The sequence below is a fragment of the Candidatus Eisenbacteria bacterium genome (assembly GCA_018831195.1).
In the GTDB taxonomy this organism is placed as follows: domain Bacteria; phylum Eisenbacteria; class RBG-16-71-46; order CAIMUX01; family JAHJDP01; genus JAHJDP01.
Genome location: JAHJDP010000117.1, coordinates 72632 through 90273, shown reverse-complemented (window position 1 = coordinate 90273; position 17642 = coordinate 72632). Strand labels below are relative to the sequence as shown.

9 protein-coding genes are annotated in these 17642 nt (G+C 53.0%); 2 read left to right on the top strand and 7 right to left on the bottom strand.

Features of this window, described 5'->3' with window-relative positions; translation table 11 throughout:
- Positions 1 to 125: 125 nt before the first annotated feature.
- The 5 genes from KJ970_20170 to tadA form a co-directional block, all read right to left on the bottom strand.
- Positions 126 to 3269 carry a CHAT domain-containing protein gene (locus KJ970_20170; GenBank protein ID MBU2693240.1) on the bottom strand — a complete coding sequence of 1048 codons (3144 nt, stop codon included), beginning with the start codon at positions 3267 to 3269 and terminating at the stop codon, positions 126 to 128.
- A 32-nt stretch (positions 3270 to 3301) separates the two neighbouring features.
- Entirely contained in the window at positions 3302 to 4147 is an 846-nt protein-coding gene (locus KJ970_20165) for a hypothetical protein (GenBank protein ID MBU2693239.1), read from the bottom strand.
- Positions 4144 to 4935, bottom strand: coding sequence for a sigma-70 family RNA polymerase sigma factor (locus KJ970_20160; GenBank protein ID MBU2693238.1), 792 nt, complete (start codon positions 4933 to 4935; stop codon positions 4144 to 4146). The genes KJ970_20165 and KJ970_20160 overlap by 4 nt, the downstream gene beginning before the upstream one ends.
- A gap of 135 nt (positions 4936 to 5070) precedes the next feature.
- The gene (locus KJ970_20155; GenBank protein MBU2693237.1) at positions 5071 to 8745 is read right to left on the bottom strand and encodes a hypothetical protein; all 3675 of its coding nucleotides are present in this window, start codon (positions 8743 to 8745) and stop codon (positions 5071 to 5073) included.
- A 253-nt stretch (positions 8746 to 8998) separates the two neighbouring features.
- Positions 8999 to 10915 (bottom strand): Flp pilus assembly complex ATPase component TadA, encoded by a 1917-nt coding sequence (gene tadA, locus KJ970_20150; GenBank protein ID MBU2693236.1) that lies wholly within the window; start codon positions 10913 to 10915, stop codon positions 8999 to 9001.
- A 233-nt stretch (positions 10916 to 11148) separates the two neighbouring features.
- Between tadA and KJ970_20145 the strand changes: the two genes are divergently transcribed.
- Positions 11149 to 12573, top strand: a complete 1425-nt coding sequence (locus KJ970_20145) for a FapA family protein (protein ID MBU2693235.1) — start codon at positions 11149 to 11151, stop codon at positions 12571 to 12573.
- A gap of 46 nt (positions 12574 to 12619) precedes the next feature.
- Here the strand turns inward: KJ970_20145 and KJ970_20140 are convergent, their stop codons facing one another.
- Positions 12620 to 13477, bottom strand: a complete 858-nt coding sequence (locus KJ970_20140; GenBank protein ID MBU2693234.1) for a hypothetical protein — start codon at positions 13475 to 13477, stop codon at positions 12620 to 12622.
- Positions 13474 to 14121: a sigma-70 family RNA polymerase sigma factor gene (locus KJ970_20135; protein ID MBU2693233.1), complete on the bottom strand. Its 648-nt coding sequence runs from the start codon at positions 14119 to 14121 to the stop codon at positions 13474 to 13476. Before KJ970_20135 ends, KJ970_20140 begins: the two co-directional genes overlap by 4 nt.
- A 182-nt stretch (positions 14122 to 14303) precedes the next feature.
- Here KJ970_20135 and KJ970_20130 point away from each other — a divergent pair, with 182 nt between their 5' ends.
- The gene (locus KJ970_20130; protein ID MBU2693232.1) at positions 14304 to 17477 is read left to right on the top strand and encodes a CHAT domain-containing protein; all 3174 of its coding nucleotides are present in this window, start codon (positions 14304 to 14306) and stop codon (positions 17475 to 17477) included.
- Positions 17478 to 17642: the final 165 nt, after the last annotated feature.

The window sequence follows — 17642 nt, the reverse complement described above, 5'->3', positions numbered from 1 at the left end:
TCCGGTTTCTTGTGATACCGGCAATGCGGATTGGGACAGTGCGGCGGCTTGAAATAGGTTCGACATTTCGACATACCCTGCTAGGTGTGCAGGAAACACGCCAAATGCAATCTTCGAAGCACAAGCTATCGCTCCCCGATCAGGATGAAACTGGACCAATACGTCGGATGCTGGAAAGGTCGTACGCCTTCGGCATCGGTCATGTTTCGCAGCCATTGCTTTGCCTCACCAAGGGCCTCAGCCTTGTTCATTGGGAGATTCTTTCCGGAGATATCACGATGGCGTTGCGAATTTGTAAGATTTTCATAAAAGCGCCCCATGAGAAGCGAAGTCGCTGTATCTTCAACCCTCCAAAGACTCACCAATACACTTCGAGCTCCGGCCTGCAATACAGCATATGCCAGACCAATAAATCCTTCCCCCGCCATTTTCCCGCCGAGAGCGGTCTGGCAACCCGACAGCACCACAAGATCGGCTTCCAGGTCCCATTCACGAACAATCTCTTCCAAAGTGACCAGCCCGTCGTAGATTCTCTTCCCCTCCATTGTCGTTTCCAGTGGGTCTGGAAGATTGACCAGGGACAAGACGAGTGCGGAACGTTCCGGTTGTTCATCATCCATCAGAGTGTGGGTCGCGAAATGGAGAAGATCGAACTCGCCAAGGGCGCCCGATGAGGCCAGATCAACGATTTCCTGTTCCGTGGCGTCAGGGCCGATGAGTGTCATGGCATCAGGGAGAACAGATGCGACTCTCTTGACTTCCTCACGCGTTCCCGGCAGGCGTGGTAGAGAGGCCAGCGCTTCCTGATTCCCGGCAAGCATTCCCCGCAGCACCGGCAAATCAACTGGGATATCGCGCACCGAGAAATAGACCGGTTCCTTCTCTTGATTTTCCATTGCGGCGAGCTGATCTAATGTAAAAGGCGGATCGCCGACGAGAAGGGCCTTGTGGGATGGCCGGTCTGAATTTCTTTTCCCCATTTCTTGCAGCCAGGTATAGATTGTCGCCGAAGGGGCGTAAGAGACAGCGTACCGATCTCCAATAAATCTCCCACCATGATCTTTCAGGGCCTCAATAGGAATACCGAGCATCGGTCCTGTAGGTATAATGACTAGGTTTTTAATATCAGTAAGACATTCCGAGAAGGGATCGATCCATCTTTCACAAATCGCTTGGGCATCAGCTTCAATACGCTCAACCTCCGTGACCCTGAAGGGCCAGGAAGCCGCAATGATCAAGGCTTCATGAAAATCGAATGCCGTCGGCTCTTTCGGATCGACAACATCATCCGCCCCCTTTATTTCAATCCAAGTGACCGGGCCGGAATGCCGGATGAGATAGCCCCAAGAATCAAAAGTCTTTTCCTCCATTTCAGTGTGGAGCCACCCGAGTATCGCCGTCTCATCATCAAGCCCGCGCTGGATCCGCTCCAAGGGGAAAACCTGCCCCTCGGTCACAGGATACCTCGAGGCGATCCCGCGCTGAAATGCGCTCCAAGCGGCTTCCGTATAGAGAAGCTGAGTGCGTTTCTCGTTGAACTCCCCGAGCTTCTCACCCGTGGAGTCTGTCTCACATGTCTTTCCAAGCGCCTCGAGTTGTCTTTCCAGCCGGCCGAGTTCACCATTCAGGGAATCCTGTGTAGCGATTTCAAAAGGAGTCAGGGTCCGCTGTCCAGTGGCGATGAGCAGATCCGCCAAAGCACGTCCCAATCCCCTCTCCGCGGCGCGCCAGGCGCCCATCGGATCACCGAGACGCAACCGGGTCGCGGCGAGGCGAGTGTAAGGGGATTCTTGAAAACGGGCGCGGGTAAGACCTTCTCCAGCTCGGAGCCGCGCCGTCTCAAACACATCCGCTGCCTGCTTAAAGGCTGTTTCCGCCTCCTGATAGCGCCCCTGAGCCAAGTCATTGATCGCCATATCATTCAGGACCATCGCCACCTTTGGATGTTCTTCTCCCAGCAACTTGCGGAACATCTCCAGCGCTCTGGCGAAATCGACCTCAGCTTCGGCATACCGGTGTTGACTCCCAAGGCAACAACCCAAGGCATCATATGCCGCCGCGACTTTGGGGTGTTCTTCGCCCAGAATTCTTACCAGGGAGGGGATGGCCAGGTTTAACAGCTCAATGGCACCGCCGTAGTCTCCTTTTTGCCGGCGGAATGAAGCCAGGCTCTTCCTGTTGGAGGCGATCTCGAGATGATCTTCACCCAGCCGCCTCCTGTTCATTTCCAGAGCTTCTTGGAGGATCGGCTCCCCCGCTTCATAATCTCCCTTCCGGTAAAGAAGTGTTGCCAGAGCTTTTAAACAGCTGGCGACGCGCGGACTGTCTTCTCCCATCTGCTTTCGACGGATCGCCAGAGTTTCACGATAAAGTGATTCTGCCGCGCTATAATCTCCCTGATCCATAAGAAGGCAAGCCAAATTGTACAACAGCGTCGCCGTGTCTTCGTGTTCATTTCCGACCCGCTTCCGGCACTTCGCTACGGCATCCCTCAAGAGAGGCTCCGCCTTGGCGAAGTCACCCTCCCTCCAATAGACAGCCGCCAGATCACTCAAACTCATCGCCGTCCTGTCATGTTCTTCGCCGAAGACCTCCCTGCGGAGGGTCAGCGCCTCAAGATGGAATTGCTCAGCCTGCCGATAATCGGTTTGGATATAAGCCAGCCAACCCAGATTAGAATCAACCTCCGCAACATCGGGATGCTCTCTCCCGAGCAACTCAACACTCATATTCAAGGCCTCATGATAGAATTCCTCGGCGCGGGCATGATCCCCCAGATCGAAAAGACAGAGCGCCAGCCTATTGAGACTTCGGGCTATCTCAGGATGCGCATCCCCAAAATGGCGTCGATAAATCTGCAACTGCCGTTCGGCAGCGGTGACTCCTTTCGCATACTCACCACCACTCCAATAATCCTCGATATCAGTCACCAAACCATCCGCTTCGGAAAGCTCCTCCTGATCCTCCTTCGACAGGGTTGTTATCTGCTCCAATGTTTTCAAAAGCCACTCGGCGTCGATTTTTCTCCATGGTTTTGCCGCCGGATCGTCGGCAAGAAGTCGGGTGAGTTCGCGGGCCTGGATCAACGCCTCATCATATCTTGCGTCCACGCGCAGACCGGCAATCCCTTTGATCAAGGAGTCCGGATCCTGCGTCCTGCCGGCATTCCCGGTGGATTCCTCATCGGCATAACTGATTGAGATGGAGCAGGGGGCATATAGCCCGCACAGCAACAAAAGGAGGCTGACCCATGTGGAGCCATAGCGCATGGTGACACCTCCTGGTTGGGCAAAGGTCAGTTTTATGGCTGCATCAATTGACGCGCCCGGTCACCGATGGCGCCTGTTTCCGCAGCCAACACATTCAATAGGGAATCCGCGAGGGATGTCCGGCCGGATTTCTTTAAGGCGATATAGAGAGTCCAACGCGCCTCGCTGCCCCATGGATCCGGCAGCGAGCGGCTTGATACTGAATTCAACAGCTCCGCGGCCTCACCATATCTTCTGCTCATGGCCAGAGCGCTGCCAAGATAGACTTTTCGCACCGTTTCCAGATGACCCATCGCCTGAGCACTCTCAAGATGCTGGATCGCCGATTTTAAATCCCGGTGTGCATAGGCATCGAGTCCATCCGCGAGAATCTCATGGATGGCATCTCCGGACCCCGAGCGAAATTGCATTTCCTGACTTGATCGAGGCAGCCAATAAAGATCCGATGCGGTATCTGCGTCCTCATGCTGAGACCAAATGACAAGCAGGAGAGCCGCTGTGGCGACAACGAGAGCCGCGCCGAACTGATTTCGAGGGCGCTTGAGGATGGATAGGAGACCCTTCCAAGTGCGGGAAATCTGATCGGAAACCGGTTGTGAAGCGGCCTCCCCGCACTTAACCGGGTCCGATCCGGATCGTGTTTGAAGCTCGATCTCGCCGGCGGCGTTGGTCGTCAATTTCGCCATCGCCCTGAGCCGCTCCCGGCGGCTCACCATTTCCTGAAATTCAGACTCGCACTGTGAACAAACCGACAAATGGGATAGGGCCATATCCCTCTCTGCTTTCGGTAGCAGATTGTGTAACAAATCCAGGAGGAGATCCTCCCTCAGGTGACCGGAACTTCCGCCGGTACTCTGATTGTCGGTACGGTATTTCACTCTCCAACTCCCGGATTCAAGATCTCTTCAAGCCGGAATGCTTTCCATAATTCCACAAATGTCCCCGGCGGAATTTCCTGGGGATGATGACCTTTCTGTCGCATACAATCCCGAATCATTATGCGGGTCCTTTGTAATAGGACATCGACATGGCTCGCCTTGAGCGACACCTCCGGATGGCAGGCAATCTCCCGGCTCGACAGTCCGCAAAAGACCCGGAAAAACCAGATCTTGCGGGAACGATCGCTTAATTGCTCGGCGCATTCCCGCAGCGCAGCCGCGAATTCGTTTCGCTCTACTTGAATGTCGGGGGGATCTATCGGGCTCATTGTCCTAACCGCATTCTCCAGGGTATCGGGTCCCACATCCCATTCAGGACGATCTTCATCCACCGGTTCAATCCGGCGTCGCTTCTCACGGAGATGATCCAACAAGCCGTTGCGGGCCGCCTTTGACAGGAATCCCATGATTTCGCCATCGGTCCTGCCCGTCATCTCCCATGACCCTGATTCGATTCTGCGGAGCAAATCTAACGATTTTTGTGAGGCGATATCTTCCAGATCCTCAGGCGAGGCTTTTCCCAAGCGGGAGAGATGGATACGTAAGTATTTGGAAATAGAGGCATTAAGAAGAAACCATGCCGCCTCCCGATCCCGATCTTGTTGAGAATTATTTTGGGGATGCCGCAGCGTCCGGGAGAGCTGCTCCAGGCGTTTGGGCCAAAGCGGTCCCTGGGATGTGGCGGGTGAATCCAATGATGGATGACCCGCTGGAGTTTCTTGTTGCACAGCCGGCCTTTCCCCATCCGGTATCGCTTGGGGGGACAGTTCCTTCGGATCGATTATGAAGATTCTTCCCGACAAAGACAAGGAGGGCGGTTCACCTCGAACCGCCCTCTCCAGGGATCACTACAAATCAGCTGATCAGCGGACCAGCATCATCCGCCGGCTCTCCCTGTGGTTTCCTGACTCGAATCTCGAGAAATAGACGCCGGACGCAACCGGTTGTCCCGAATCATCCCGCCCATCCCAAATGATAGCGTGCGGGCCTCCACCAAACGCCCCCTGGGCCAGCGACCGGATCCTGCGGCCGCCGACATTGTAGATCGCCAGCTTGACCTGGCCCGGCGATGAGAGCTGGAAGCGAACCATGGTCTTGGGATTGAAAGGATTAGGCTGATTCGGCAGCAGACAGGTCGTCAGCAGGGCAGGATTCTCTTGATCGGGTGTTCCCGCGGCATCCCCGATGAACTGGATCTGCGCTTGATCGGAATTGGCCTGCAAGTCGGCCAGACTGGACCCACCCAATACCACAAAAGTCACTTCGTTGCTGTCCCCCGGTGCGAGTGAGAAAGGCCCCGCCGAGACCAGAACACTATAGTCATCAGGGGTTGAGCCGTCCTCTAGGATATAGGATCGATTCGTTCCCCTGAGGAACCCCATTTTGTCGGCATCGAGGAGATAACTCTGAGGCCAGACATAGGTCGGATTGTGAATCAGGGTGAGATTAGCGCGGCGATCAGGAGACTGATCGGCATCGAGCAGCCTCAAACCCACATACTCACCGGAAGTATCGGTCATGTAGACCAATGAGCGCGCCCGGTCGATCCCGCCCGTGTCATCCGTTCCATCACCCAAATCGAAATCGAGGAACAGGGACGCATACATTTCATCCATCGTTGAACCACTGGTGTTGTGGATAAAAGTGCGAATGATCACATAATCATCATCGGGCGCATTCGCATAAGCCCATGATTCCTGACGGACATAGAGCCCGTGCGGTGACACCGCCCCGGCATCTGTATAACCTGCATGGATCATCTGATCGGGATCGACCCCGGCCACACTGACGACATGGCCGTCGGGCGCCGTAGAGACAACCCACTCGCGGGCTGGGTCACTATCGTAGTCCCGGTTTGCAACATATTCACCATCCGAAACCCAGAGACCTCCCGTATAGAGATGATTGGACCCGGTGATCGGATAAATAAAGCCGGAACCCTCGGCTTGTGTTTCATCCATAAATCCAAGGATTCCCTGATCGGTCATTGTAAGAAGGCAATTGCCGACATTGTGATCGGCATAGTTTAGCAGGCCCCCACAGCCGATGGGCCAGGCGCCAATCAGGTCGCACTCGGGGTTCGGCGGAGAAAAGGGCGCGCAGGGTGAGCCGGCGGAGAGGGTATAATCGCCGTTGGGTGCATTGCAGAAGAGCGGCGGCAAATTAATGTTACCGCTGATGCCGTTCTGGGTGGCGATACACGCCGTATAGTCCCCGCCGGCATTACCGTAAACATCGCAACATTCAAGTGTGGCGGTGCAATTAACATTGCAACAGACCGCCTCTCCTTCAGTACTGTAGGCGATGATCGTATTCTGAATGAACAGGCGGGAATCCCAATCGACGAAAGCACCGGCGCCGCATTTATTGGGGCCACCGACGCTGTTGGCATAGAATGTGCAATTTTCCAAAGTGGCCTCCGCATCATTCCCCAGATAGAAACCACCGCCCCATCCATTATCGCCATCGGCTCTATTATCAACAAATGTGCACGAATCGATCGTCGAGAAAAAATAGAATGCAGCGATAGCGCCGCCATATTCAGCGTTGTTGCCATAGAACATACACTTTGTGATTTGTGGATCGAGATTTCCTTGGGTTTGAATAGCGCCGCCTGACAGGGCCTGGTTGGCTTCAAAATGACAATCGCGGACGATGGGTGACCCGAATACGGACCACAAACCACCGGCATCGATAGCGGCCGTATTCGATACAAATTCGCATCTCTCGACTAATCCCGTGGAACCGCCACCAAACGCGAGCCCTGCTCCATTATCCGCGGTGTTTCCCTGGAATGTGCAGCCGGAGAAATATGGATTTGAGGCGCCGTTAACCATCACCGCACCACCCTCATAGCTGTCACATTCTTCAAACCAAACATTAATAAAGGAAGGTGCCGCAGCAGAACAGGCGACAGCGCCACCATTGTGAACGTGATAGCCGTTTCGGATTGTCACGCCTTCCAGCATGGAGGTGCGATCTTCGTTGTTATGAAAATAAAAGCCCTGCTTGGTCCCACCGCAATCGATGATACAATTTTCGGGGTGTCCACTTGCGGAGCGCACCGTAATCGCCCTGCCCTCATAGTCCATATTTTCATTGCCGGCGCCTGCATAGATCGCATCGCAGAGCTCTACGGTATCGCCGTTTTGTGACGCATCGATCCCGGCCTGAATCGTCAAGAAGTCACCCGTGCCATCGGGGCAAACCTGATGAGTTATCGGCCCTGAACAACCAACGCCCCAGGCTCCAACCTGCTGGCCACAGGGACTGTTGCCGGGTGCGCACGGAGAAATATCGCGAAGGGTGAAATCATCATTTGAAGGATGGCAATAGGCCGGAAACGCAGAGAAATTATTGCTGGCTCCAATCAGGCCGGACACAAATCCCGGACCCCCTTCGTTTCCATAGACATCGCAACAGGACAATGTCACCGGGTCAGCCAAATACCTGTCAAAGGCGACGCCGCCGGTGCCATCTGAGACAATAGTCCGTACAATATTCGCATTGCCGTTTGTATGGAACATAAAGGCGCTTCCGGTATAAGATGAATTGGAATAGAAAGTGCAGTTTATAAAATCCGGGGCAAACGGGGTATCTCCATAAATGTAGACTGCACCACCGGAAGTGGATGAACTATTTCTTGTAAACGTACAATACTCAACCGTCATCTGTGCACTATAGGCATAAAGAGCCCCGCCCATCGAAGCGGTATTTTCAGAGAAAAGGCAATTATCGATCTCGGAATCAGTACCCTCCAAAAATACGGCTCCGCCGATAGTCCGAGCATCGTTATTGAGAAACGAACAGCCGATTATCTCGGGATTATATGGGATAACGCCGCCATAGAGATAAAGACCGCCCCCCTGACCGACCCCCATGCTGCCGGTTGTATTGCCTGTAAAAATGCAATCTTCGATTCTCGGCGAGGAGCCGACAATCCCGGCGATCCCACCACCGCGAACCGTATTGACAAAAGTTGAAACGGTATTGTTTTCAAGGATACAACCAATAATCGAGGGATGTGCCGGCTCATCTTCCGTGATGGGAGGAAACCCCGCTTTGCCGATCAGAACCCCTCCGCCGTCACTGTTGACATGGCCATTGCGAATCGTAACATACTTCAGATAGGAATCACGACCTTCACCGCCGTCAAACCAGAAGGCGCGGTCTTGGCCCTGGCAATCAATAATGCAATTGACCGGATCATTGTTCAGCGATCGAACCGTAATCGCCTTTCCGTTATAATGAATCCCGCGATTGCCCCCTCCGGTAAATGTGCCATCTGCGAGAAGGACGGAATCTCCATCTTGAGCCGCATTGATCGCCGATTGAATCGTCGGGTAACTACCACTCCCGTCTTCATAAACGATATAAGAATCCAGCCGGAAATTTGGACTCTCGCTGATCGACGCGGCATATCCGCCATGGGTTTCAACCGGATCCCCGGCGAATATCGATTCGCCCCCGGCAAATAGAGATAACAGAGCGATTAAAACCGAAACGCTCAGGCCTCTAATACTCATTGATGATCTCATGGTCACGACCTCCCCCCTTGCGGCGCTTCAGTTCGCCCCGCCTCACCGCCGCTTTTCTAAAAGGTTAAATTCCCCTCAACTTCATGAACATTTTCATATCCATAAACTGATACTGGGGAGGCGGGAAAATCTAACAGCGTACCATGGAGGAAGCCGCAACCTGCTGATTTAATGAGTTCTGGCGGTCCTCACTGACCTTGGGAGGATTCCTGTCAGAGAACATGCGTTCCGGCCGGAGGGAACTCACGGAAGATCAGGCGGAGTTCAGATTCTGCCCGGCCACCGCAAGATTCTCCGTGCAGTAGGGACAGAAATTCCATTCCGGTTTAACCGTTTTTTGACACAAGGCGCAGGTTTGATTAACCCGTTGACCGCACATCGGACAGCCAACGAACCCCGGCCTCAAGTATGTTCCGCATCGAACACAAAGAGTCGGTATATCATCATCCATATGAACCGTACGAAGAAGTTCCGAGATCGTCGTCTGCCCATTGAGGGCCTTATCAATTCCATCTTCCAAGAGTGTTTTCATCCCCTCGGCCATGGCTGCTTCTTTTATGGCCTGCTCGCTGGCATCATTAACAATCAAATCCCTGAGCGGAGGGCTCAAGACAAGCACCTCATGAACGCCCAATCTCCCCTTATAACCCGAACCATTGCATTTGGGACAGCCTTTTCCCACGTAGAATATTTTATTATGGGCATGAGTCTCCGGAATTCCCAAACTCTTAAGATCATGCGGCCCCGGTGAGTCTTCTTCAATACAGTCCGGGCAAATGCGCCTGACAAGCCTTTGAGCCACGATCCCTATTATGGTAGAGCTGACAAGGTAGGATGGAATGCCCAGCTCACGAAGCCGCGTAATAGTGCCCGAGCAGCTGCGCGTATGCACCGTGCTGAAGACAAGATGGCCGGTCAGCGCCGCCTGCATGGCAATCTGAGCCGTCTCAAGATCCCGCATCTCGCCCACCATGACGACATCCGGGTCCTGCCTCAACAGCGATCTCAATGTATTGGCGAAATTGAGCCCGGCCTTCTCATTGATGGCAACCTGGTTTATGCCTTCCAGATCGTACTCGATTGGGTCCTCAATAGTCGTAATATTCTTCTCAACACTGCGTATCTGCGCCAGACAGGTATACAGAGTTGTTGTCTTGCCCGTGCCGGTCGGCCCTGTCAGCAGAAAGATCCCCTGGGGTTTGGAAATGAGCGATGTGACTCTACGTTCGTTCTCCTTTGAAAAACCCAGTTTTTCAACACCGACAACCAGACCTTTTGGATCGAGAATTCGGATAACAACCTTCTCACCATAGGCTGTGGGAAGAGTTGATACGCGCAAATCACATATCGTGTCTCCAACATTGACCTGCAAACGTCCGTCCTGTGGCATCCTTTTCTCAGCGATATCAAGCTGCGTCATGACTTTAATTCTGGAAATCACCGCTCCCTGCACCCATTTGGGAAGTGTTGTGCTCACCCTGAGGTGGCCGTCAATCCTGTTCCTAACAATCAACGAGTCCCTTGTGGGTTCGACATGGATATCCGAAGCTTTTCCCTCAACGGCCTTTGAGATCAAGATATCGACCATTTTGACAATGGGCGCGGCTTCGCTTCGTTTCTTCAGATCCTCAATGCCCTTCTCTGTCTCCTCCATCGCTTTCAGGACAATCACGCGTTTTTCCGAAGAAATATCCTGGACCAATGATTCGACGGAAGATCCGATATGGTAATGACGATCAATGGCCCACTGGATATCGGATTTTGTGGTGAGGTGAAGATTGATATGCAATCCGGAGATAAATCGGATATCTTCCACTGCATCGAGATTCAACGGATCGACAACCGCAATGTTTAGTGATTTTCCTTCTATCGACAGTGGCAGGATAAGATGTTTTATGGCAACCTTTTCATTCAATATTTCAATGGCCGCCGGCTCGACCGGATAGGTCTTTAGATCAACTATGGGCAGACCGAGCTGCGAAGCCAGGGCGAGAGCGATATCCTGGTCCGTGCAAAACCCCTTCTCGATAAGGAGTTCACCAATGCGGGTTTTACGGTCCTTGCGATCTTCCAGGGCTTTCGTGAAATCGGCTTCTGAAATCACACCCATTTCGATGAGGAGTTCACCAATCCGTTTCTTCGCCTCTTTGGCCATGAATAAAGCTCCCATTGTTTTGCCATCCCCAGGTGCTGGATCTTGATCGGATTAGACCCATAACCTGAAGTACACCATGAGATTACAGAAACCAAATAATTCCGCTTTCTATCTATCGGCAGAAATCCCGGCCATCTCAATGAATGAGTTCCTGGAAACCGGTGAAATGGGAGCGGGCGGGCCATAAAAGCGGGGGCTTGCCAGGGAAAGAATTGCAGTCCCTTTCCGCATCACCTACTCTTTTAGCCATGAGCGAACTCACTGAAATAGCCGCCAAGACGGATGAAAAAAGGCAGATCAGACTCTGTTCCGATCTCGAGAATTTAACGCTCTATCTTGATATTATTCATGATTCAGAACCGATACCTATCGATGCTGAAATGATAAAGCGTCTCCTCGCCGAGAAAAAAATTGAACTCACAAACGAATATACGACTTTGTTTGACGAATTTATCGCTGATTTCAACGCCAACCCCCGCAATATCACCGAACACTTACTATTCTCGGGCCGGGCGCCGGTTCATGGGATAGATGCCCCTGTGAGCTGGGAAATTGAATTTGAAAAGCGGGCGCTGAGTTTGGAAGGCAGAGAGAAGATAAATATCCATGAGGTAACCAGCTTCTTTAATGTCGACAAAGGCCAAGTCATCCTCCGCCTCGGAGATCCCACGCCCGGTGTCGACGGTATCGATATATATGGTGGAACGCTGGTCGCAAGGGAAGGCTCGGCGATGCCCTTTGAAGCGGGCGTCAACGTCCAATATATCGATCCCCACACTTGTGTGGCCACAAACAGTGGAGCCATACAGATCAAAGGAAAAAGCATTTCTATAAGTCCCGTCTACAATGTGGATGGTGACGTCGATTTCAGTGTAGGGAATATCGATTATAAAGGCGCCGTGTTCATCAAGGGAAATATCTGTGACGGATTTTCCGTCAAATCGGAATTCGATGTCATCGTTGGCGGCTCGATTGAGGTTGCCAATGTAGAAACCGGCGGCAATCTGACGGTTATGGGCGCCATTCTAACACGTGGCAAAGGAACCATACTCGTCGACGGTTCGCTTGAGGCGAATTACATCAATAGCGCAACGGTGGATGTCGGCGGTGATATCCTGGTTCACAAATCGATATTGGACAGCAATATAACGTGCAAAGGCAAAATCCTCGTTGAGAACGGAGCCATCATCGGCGGCACCCTAAGAGCCCGGCATTCAGTCCACGCCGGTACTCTTGGTTCAAAGATGAGCGCCAGAACGGCGATCATTGTCGGACCACGTTATAACCAAGATGGCGGATCAGGTACTATCGATAAAAACCTCAAGAATCTAGAAGAAAAGATAAAGAAGCTGGAAACCACGTTGAGGCCTTTTGAACAAAACCCTGCTATTCTTGAACGTCTCCCGCAGGACAGAAGGGATGTATTTGAGAAGATTACGATGGAACTAATGAACCTCGAAGCCAAGAGGGATAAAATCCAGGAGGAGATGAACGCACCCGATACGGATGATACCCCGAAAGAAATTATAGTTAGAGAGCGGGTTTTTCCAAATGTCGAGGTTCAAATCGGGTATTCATCCCGGCTCTTTAATGATGAGATTATCGGCCCCGCCGTCTTGGTCGCCAACGAAGCCCGGGCCACAATATCCGCTTCAAGCCCCCCGGGCGTTTGATGGATCTCTCCACAAGCTGATCGTTCGGGGTGACCACCTCCTTGACTTACCATCCTGCTTCTCGCAAAGTGTTCAGCTGCTCATTCGCTTTTTTGCTATAACCAATACTGCTGTCCGCCAGGAATTCAAGATATTCCACCGCCATTTCAGGATTGCCCAGAAGCAGCTCAATTTGAGCGGAATACCATTTTGAGCGCTCCGCTATCGGCCGGATTATAGAGGCGGCGGTACCTTTCAAATAGGGCCGGGCCTCCTCCGGCCGGTTCTCGAGGAGAAGGCTGAGTCCCAAATAAAAACGTGTTTGATCAGGGTTCTTCCAATGGCCGTCCCTTTCCCCGGCCGCCACGGAGGCTGCCAGTTCAGCGGCGGCCTCTTCATATCTTCCCGCCGCATAATAGGTCATACCCCTGCTAAATCGTTCAGCGGCGTCCGTCGCCCCTTCTCCTCTGGTCTGCAGTTGTGTATAAGGGACGGGCTCGATCTGCGCTAATCCTGAGATTCTTGCGGTTTCATCCGATGATAGAAGAACGGCAAAAACAACCGCGGCGGCGGCGAGGGCTCCGAGGGGCGCCCAGACTTTAGGTTGGCGCGTCATGTCCCCCCATTTATTGAGCCGCGAGACGGCGCTCCTCCACCAGTCCGTCACTGTCTTGGCGGGATTCTTATCCCGTTTTTCAGGAGCCATCCCCGCCCCGGCCGTCTCAAGCAGCGCGCCGATCTGGTGCGCCTTATCCGTCATGACCCTGGAAATGGAAGATCCCTCATAAAGAGCTTCAAGGCAGTAGGGGCAATCCGTCAGATGGCTCTCAAATAGCATCGCCTCACTATCATCGAGAAGCCCGAGTTCATACGCCGCAATGAAAACTCCCTTTTCAGGGTCGATACACTGAATCCGCTCTTTCACGGCTGGAGGTTCCCTTCCATCTCTATTAAAAGGGCTCGAAGACGCGCCCGGCACCGGTGAAGCGCAACATGGTAACTCGCACGGGAAAGAAATGGGAAATCCTCATGAATCATTCCCATGGCCCTTTGAGATACCTCCCGCTGCCCTCCTCCTAGTTCAATGCTTTTTAAAACCCCTTTCATGATTTTCCCACACCGTTGATCATTCTGAGAGAGTGCCTGGATTGCGTCGGCGATCCGCTCAATGAGTCCGGAGGTCTGTTCCGCCCATCTCCATTTCTCATCCCAAAGAGAAACCGCCAGCGGTTCCCGAATCTCAAGGGTTTGATCGTCATGCGACATTTGGCGACCCTCTCTCCTTTTTGCCTGATAGTAGTTGCCTATGACATTTCTGAGAACGGTCAGGCTCCAAACCAATATCCCGGCGGAGATTTCCAGATCTTTGTACTTCCTATGAACGATTTGAATGGCATCCTGAATAACATCGTCCACATCGTCCGCTCGCACTCTTCGTTTGGCAATCGAGTGAAATCTTACACGCAGGTCTTCAAAGAAAAGCGACTCCGATTGAGAATCGCCTTCCCGAGCCCGGGCGCAAAGGACTTCCAATGAGCAGCCGGAATGCGACAACTCGTTACCCGTCATATCCTTCGTGCCTACCCTCTTCGTCCGCCTTCTTCGTCACCTGCCTTTGCCTGCCTTCTAGCGGGTTGCTTCGTTTGAGATCAACAGGCATACTCCCTGCAGCATCAATCGTTACAACAATCCTACAGTCTTTTGATCTGTTTAATGAAACGATTTCCAACCGTTCGAGAGGGATGACTATCATGTGTGGCCTCGGATTCAAGCGGCGTCTGACGCCCGGCGCCGGCGATAGCCGCCATCCCCGGCGTTTCACCGGACATCTCGCAGCACGGATGGTTCTCTCCATCTCATCTTATGGCAAGCAGTTCCTCCAATGTCTCCTCGTAGGATTCTGCATCCTGGGCCCCGATCCATGCTCCGCGGCGCTATCCCCTGCCGATTCAGCCTGGGCCCTCACTGCCCGGGGCCGGTATGAAGAGGCGGAGGTCGCGACAAAGCGAATATTGTCGCAGGAAGCCGATGAACCCCTCGCCATTTATTGCCTGGCGCTGGCCCTGCACGAATTGGAAAGGGATGAAGAGGCCACTGATTTTTTCCACCAGATGGCGAAGGGCGACGGCGCCCCCTATATCGAAGAGCTGGGAACAGGATGTATAGAGCTCCTCGGCCGGCAGCCCGCGACTGCTGAGAGCCTGTTGTCAAACGCACTCCTCGTTTATGAATCCCGCAAAGATCTCATGGGTGAACTTGTATTAAGGGAACAAATCGGATGGGCTTGTCTAAGACAGGAACATTGGTCGGATGCCGAATCTTCTTTTGCGGCGGCGCTGAAAATCAGCGATCAGCTGGCAAATGCCTTGTCCACGACCCATCTTCATATTGGTTTGGGGATGACGTTCAAGGATAGAAGCCGCTCGGGAGAGGGCGATTACATTGAAATCGCCGTGGAACATTTGGAGACAGCTATTCGTGGAGCCAGAGAGCACGATCTCCCGCAATGGGAGATGGAAGCATTGTTCGCCTTGTCGATTATTCGGCGGTGGCAAAACAATATTGACGACTGTCTGAATCTCAGAAGAGCGGCCCTCGAAGCCAGTGAGAGAACTCAGGATCTCACCTGGCGGATCGAGGGGTGCCAGCGTGTTGCGGCAATTCTTTTGATGCGCCAAGAATTATCGGAAGCGGCGCAGCTGCTTCATAAAGCCAGACGGATGGCCCGTGAGATCGATCGTCCACAGGAGGCGGGCTGGGTCGTCCTCAGCCTCGGCCATATTGCCTATTTGACGGGGGAATTGGAACGCGCCCGTGAGTTCTTTGAAGAATCTTATCGTATCGGCCAAACATACTCATTAATGGAGTTATCGACCGCAAGTTTAACAAACTTGGGCGTCGTTCTAATTGACCAGGAACGTTTTGAAGAAGCCCAGCATCATTTCCTCCAAGCGCTGGATCTTTGCAGGCAAATGCACAATAAGCGGGGGGAAGTCCAAATCCTCCAGAATCTTGGGTCCTGTCATTATCAGAGAGGAGATACTGACAAGGCCCTTTCCCATTTGGAACAGGCATCCCAAATCGCAGGGACGATCCGGGGGAATGTCGGCGTTACTCAGGCCTATTTAACAAGGGATATCGGCTTCTGCCACCTTTCAAAGAAGAATTGGGAGAAGGCGCAGGAGGCTTTTAGGCAGGCGGTGGAATTGGGTGCAGAGATGGGACTCGGCGGTTTTTCCGAGGATATCTACTGGGGATTGGCACTCGCCACCGCGGCCCAAGGCGATTCGGAGCTGGCTTTAACATTTCTTGCAGATGCCATGGCCGATCGTGAGAGCCTAAGAGAACGATTAGCCGGATCGGCCCGCGTGCAAAGCAGTTTTTTTGGACGGAAAGAGCTCTATTACCACATGGCGATTGATCTTCTTTTTGAATTACACCAAAGGAATCCTGAAGCCGGCTATGATCAGAAGGCGTTTGAGATCGCTCAGCGCACGAAATCGCGTTCATTCCTTGATATGCTGGCGGAGGCTGAAGTCGAACTCAGAAGCAGGGCCGATCCATTATATCAGGATCGCGAGGCCGAAATCCTCAACCGCATCGAGGAGCTTTTCCAGCAACAATTAGAAGCGACAGGAAGCGATTCCATCCGGATCCTCGCGGACATTGCGAGTCTCGAGCAGGAGTTGGATTTTCTCGAACAAGAGCTGAGGATGTCCGACCCCCGGTACGCCGAGTTACAATACCCGCGGCCCAGCACCCTGAAGAATCTTCAGGAGGATATTTTAAGGAAGGGTGAGCTGGTTTTAGAATATATAATGGGAGACAGCGCAGCCTATCTCTGGAAAATCACCGAAGATTCATTCGGCTTTTACAAACTTCCGATGGGCTCTGAATTGGAAGAATCGGTTCGGAATATTTTCCCGCTCCTGAGCGATTACAATCTTCTCGGTCCTGATCCGGCCTATTTTGCATCGGCCGCCGTTAAACTCTCGCAAATACTATTAAGTCCTGTGGAAAGCGATCTCGACAAAGCTACGCGAGTTATCATCGCCCCCCACGGGATCCTGTACTACCTGCCTTTTGAAATCATGCCGGTCCGTACCGGTTTTAATCCGGCCGATATCACCGAATTCGGTGACTTCCCCTATCTTGTTTTAACAAAAGATGTTATCTATACCCCGTCCGCCAGCGCTTTGGCGCGCCTGGGCGATCATGGAACAGTCGCCCGGCCCGCCTCCGAGAAAGGTCTCCTGATCATTGGAGATCCCATCCTCCCGAAAGGTGACGAGATGGGAATTTTCGCCCGCGCTGTCCTGGGTAAAGAAGCTTCCCCGCTCCCCTATGCCGGGGAGGAAATCGCTGGGTTGGAATCCCTCTTTGGCAACGGTCAGTGCCGCGTCTTGCGGGGCCGGGAAGCTGTCTCGGCCAATCTCAAGCAATGGGGGGCGGAACATGATTTCAGGCTTCTGCATCTCGCAACGCATGGGATCTTTAATGAACGACGGCCGAGATATTCCGGCCTCCTTCTCACACCTCAGGTTAAGATGGGGGATGACGGCTTTCTCTCCGTCGCAGAAGTCTTCGCGCTCGATCTGCCGTGCGATCAAGTGGTCCTATCGGCTTGCTCTTCCGCACTCGGCGAACAGGTCAGCGGCGAGGGACTTCTTGGCTTGACCCGGGCATTCCTTTACAGCGGAGCCAGAAGCGTTGTCGCAGCCCTCTGGGAGGTGTCCGGCAGAGCGACATCCATCTTTATGCAGGATTTTTACAGGGAAATTTCCCTCTCGACACAACCCGACCGGGCGCAGGCGCTGGCCCGGGCCAAACGGCGGATGATACGGCGGGGAGCGGGACCGGACGGTCTAACTTATTCTCACCCTTTCTGTTGGAGCGCATTCATACTCACCGGGAACCCCGAATAGCCGTTTTCAGTCCGGCAAAAATGAATTCTCCTCTTCTTCATCTTCTCCTGTAAGAAATCCCATATCGGCAAACACAAGGATATGAGAGGAGGGTAAGATGAAATTCCAGGTGAAACCGAATTCTATTCCCCCACAGGATCATGGCCATAAAACAACCGATATCAT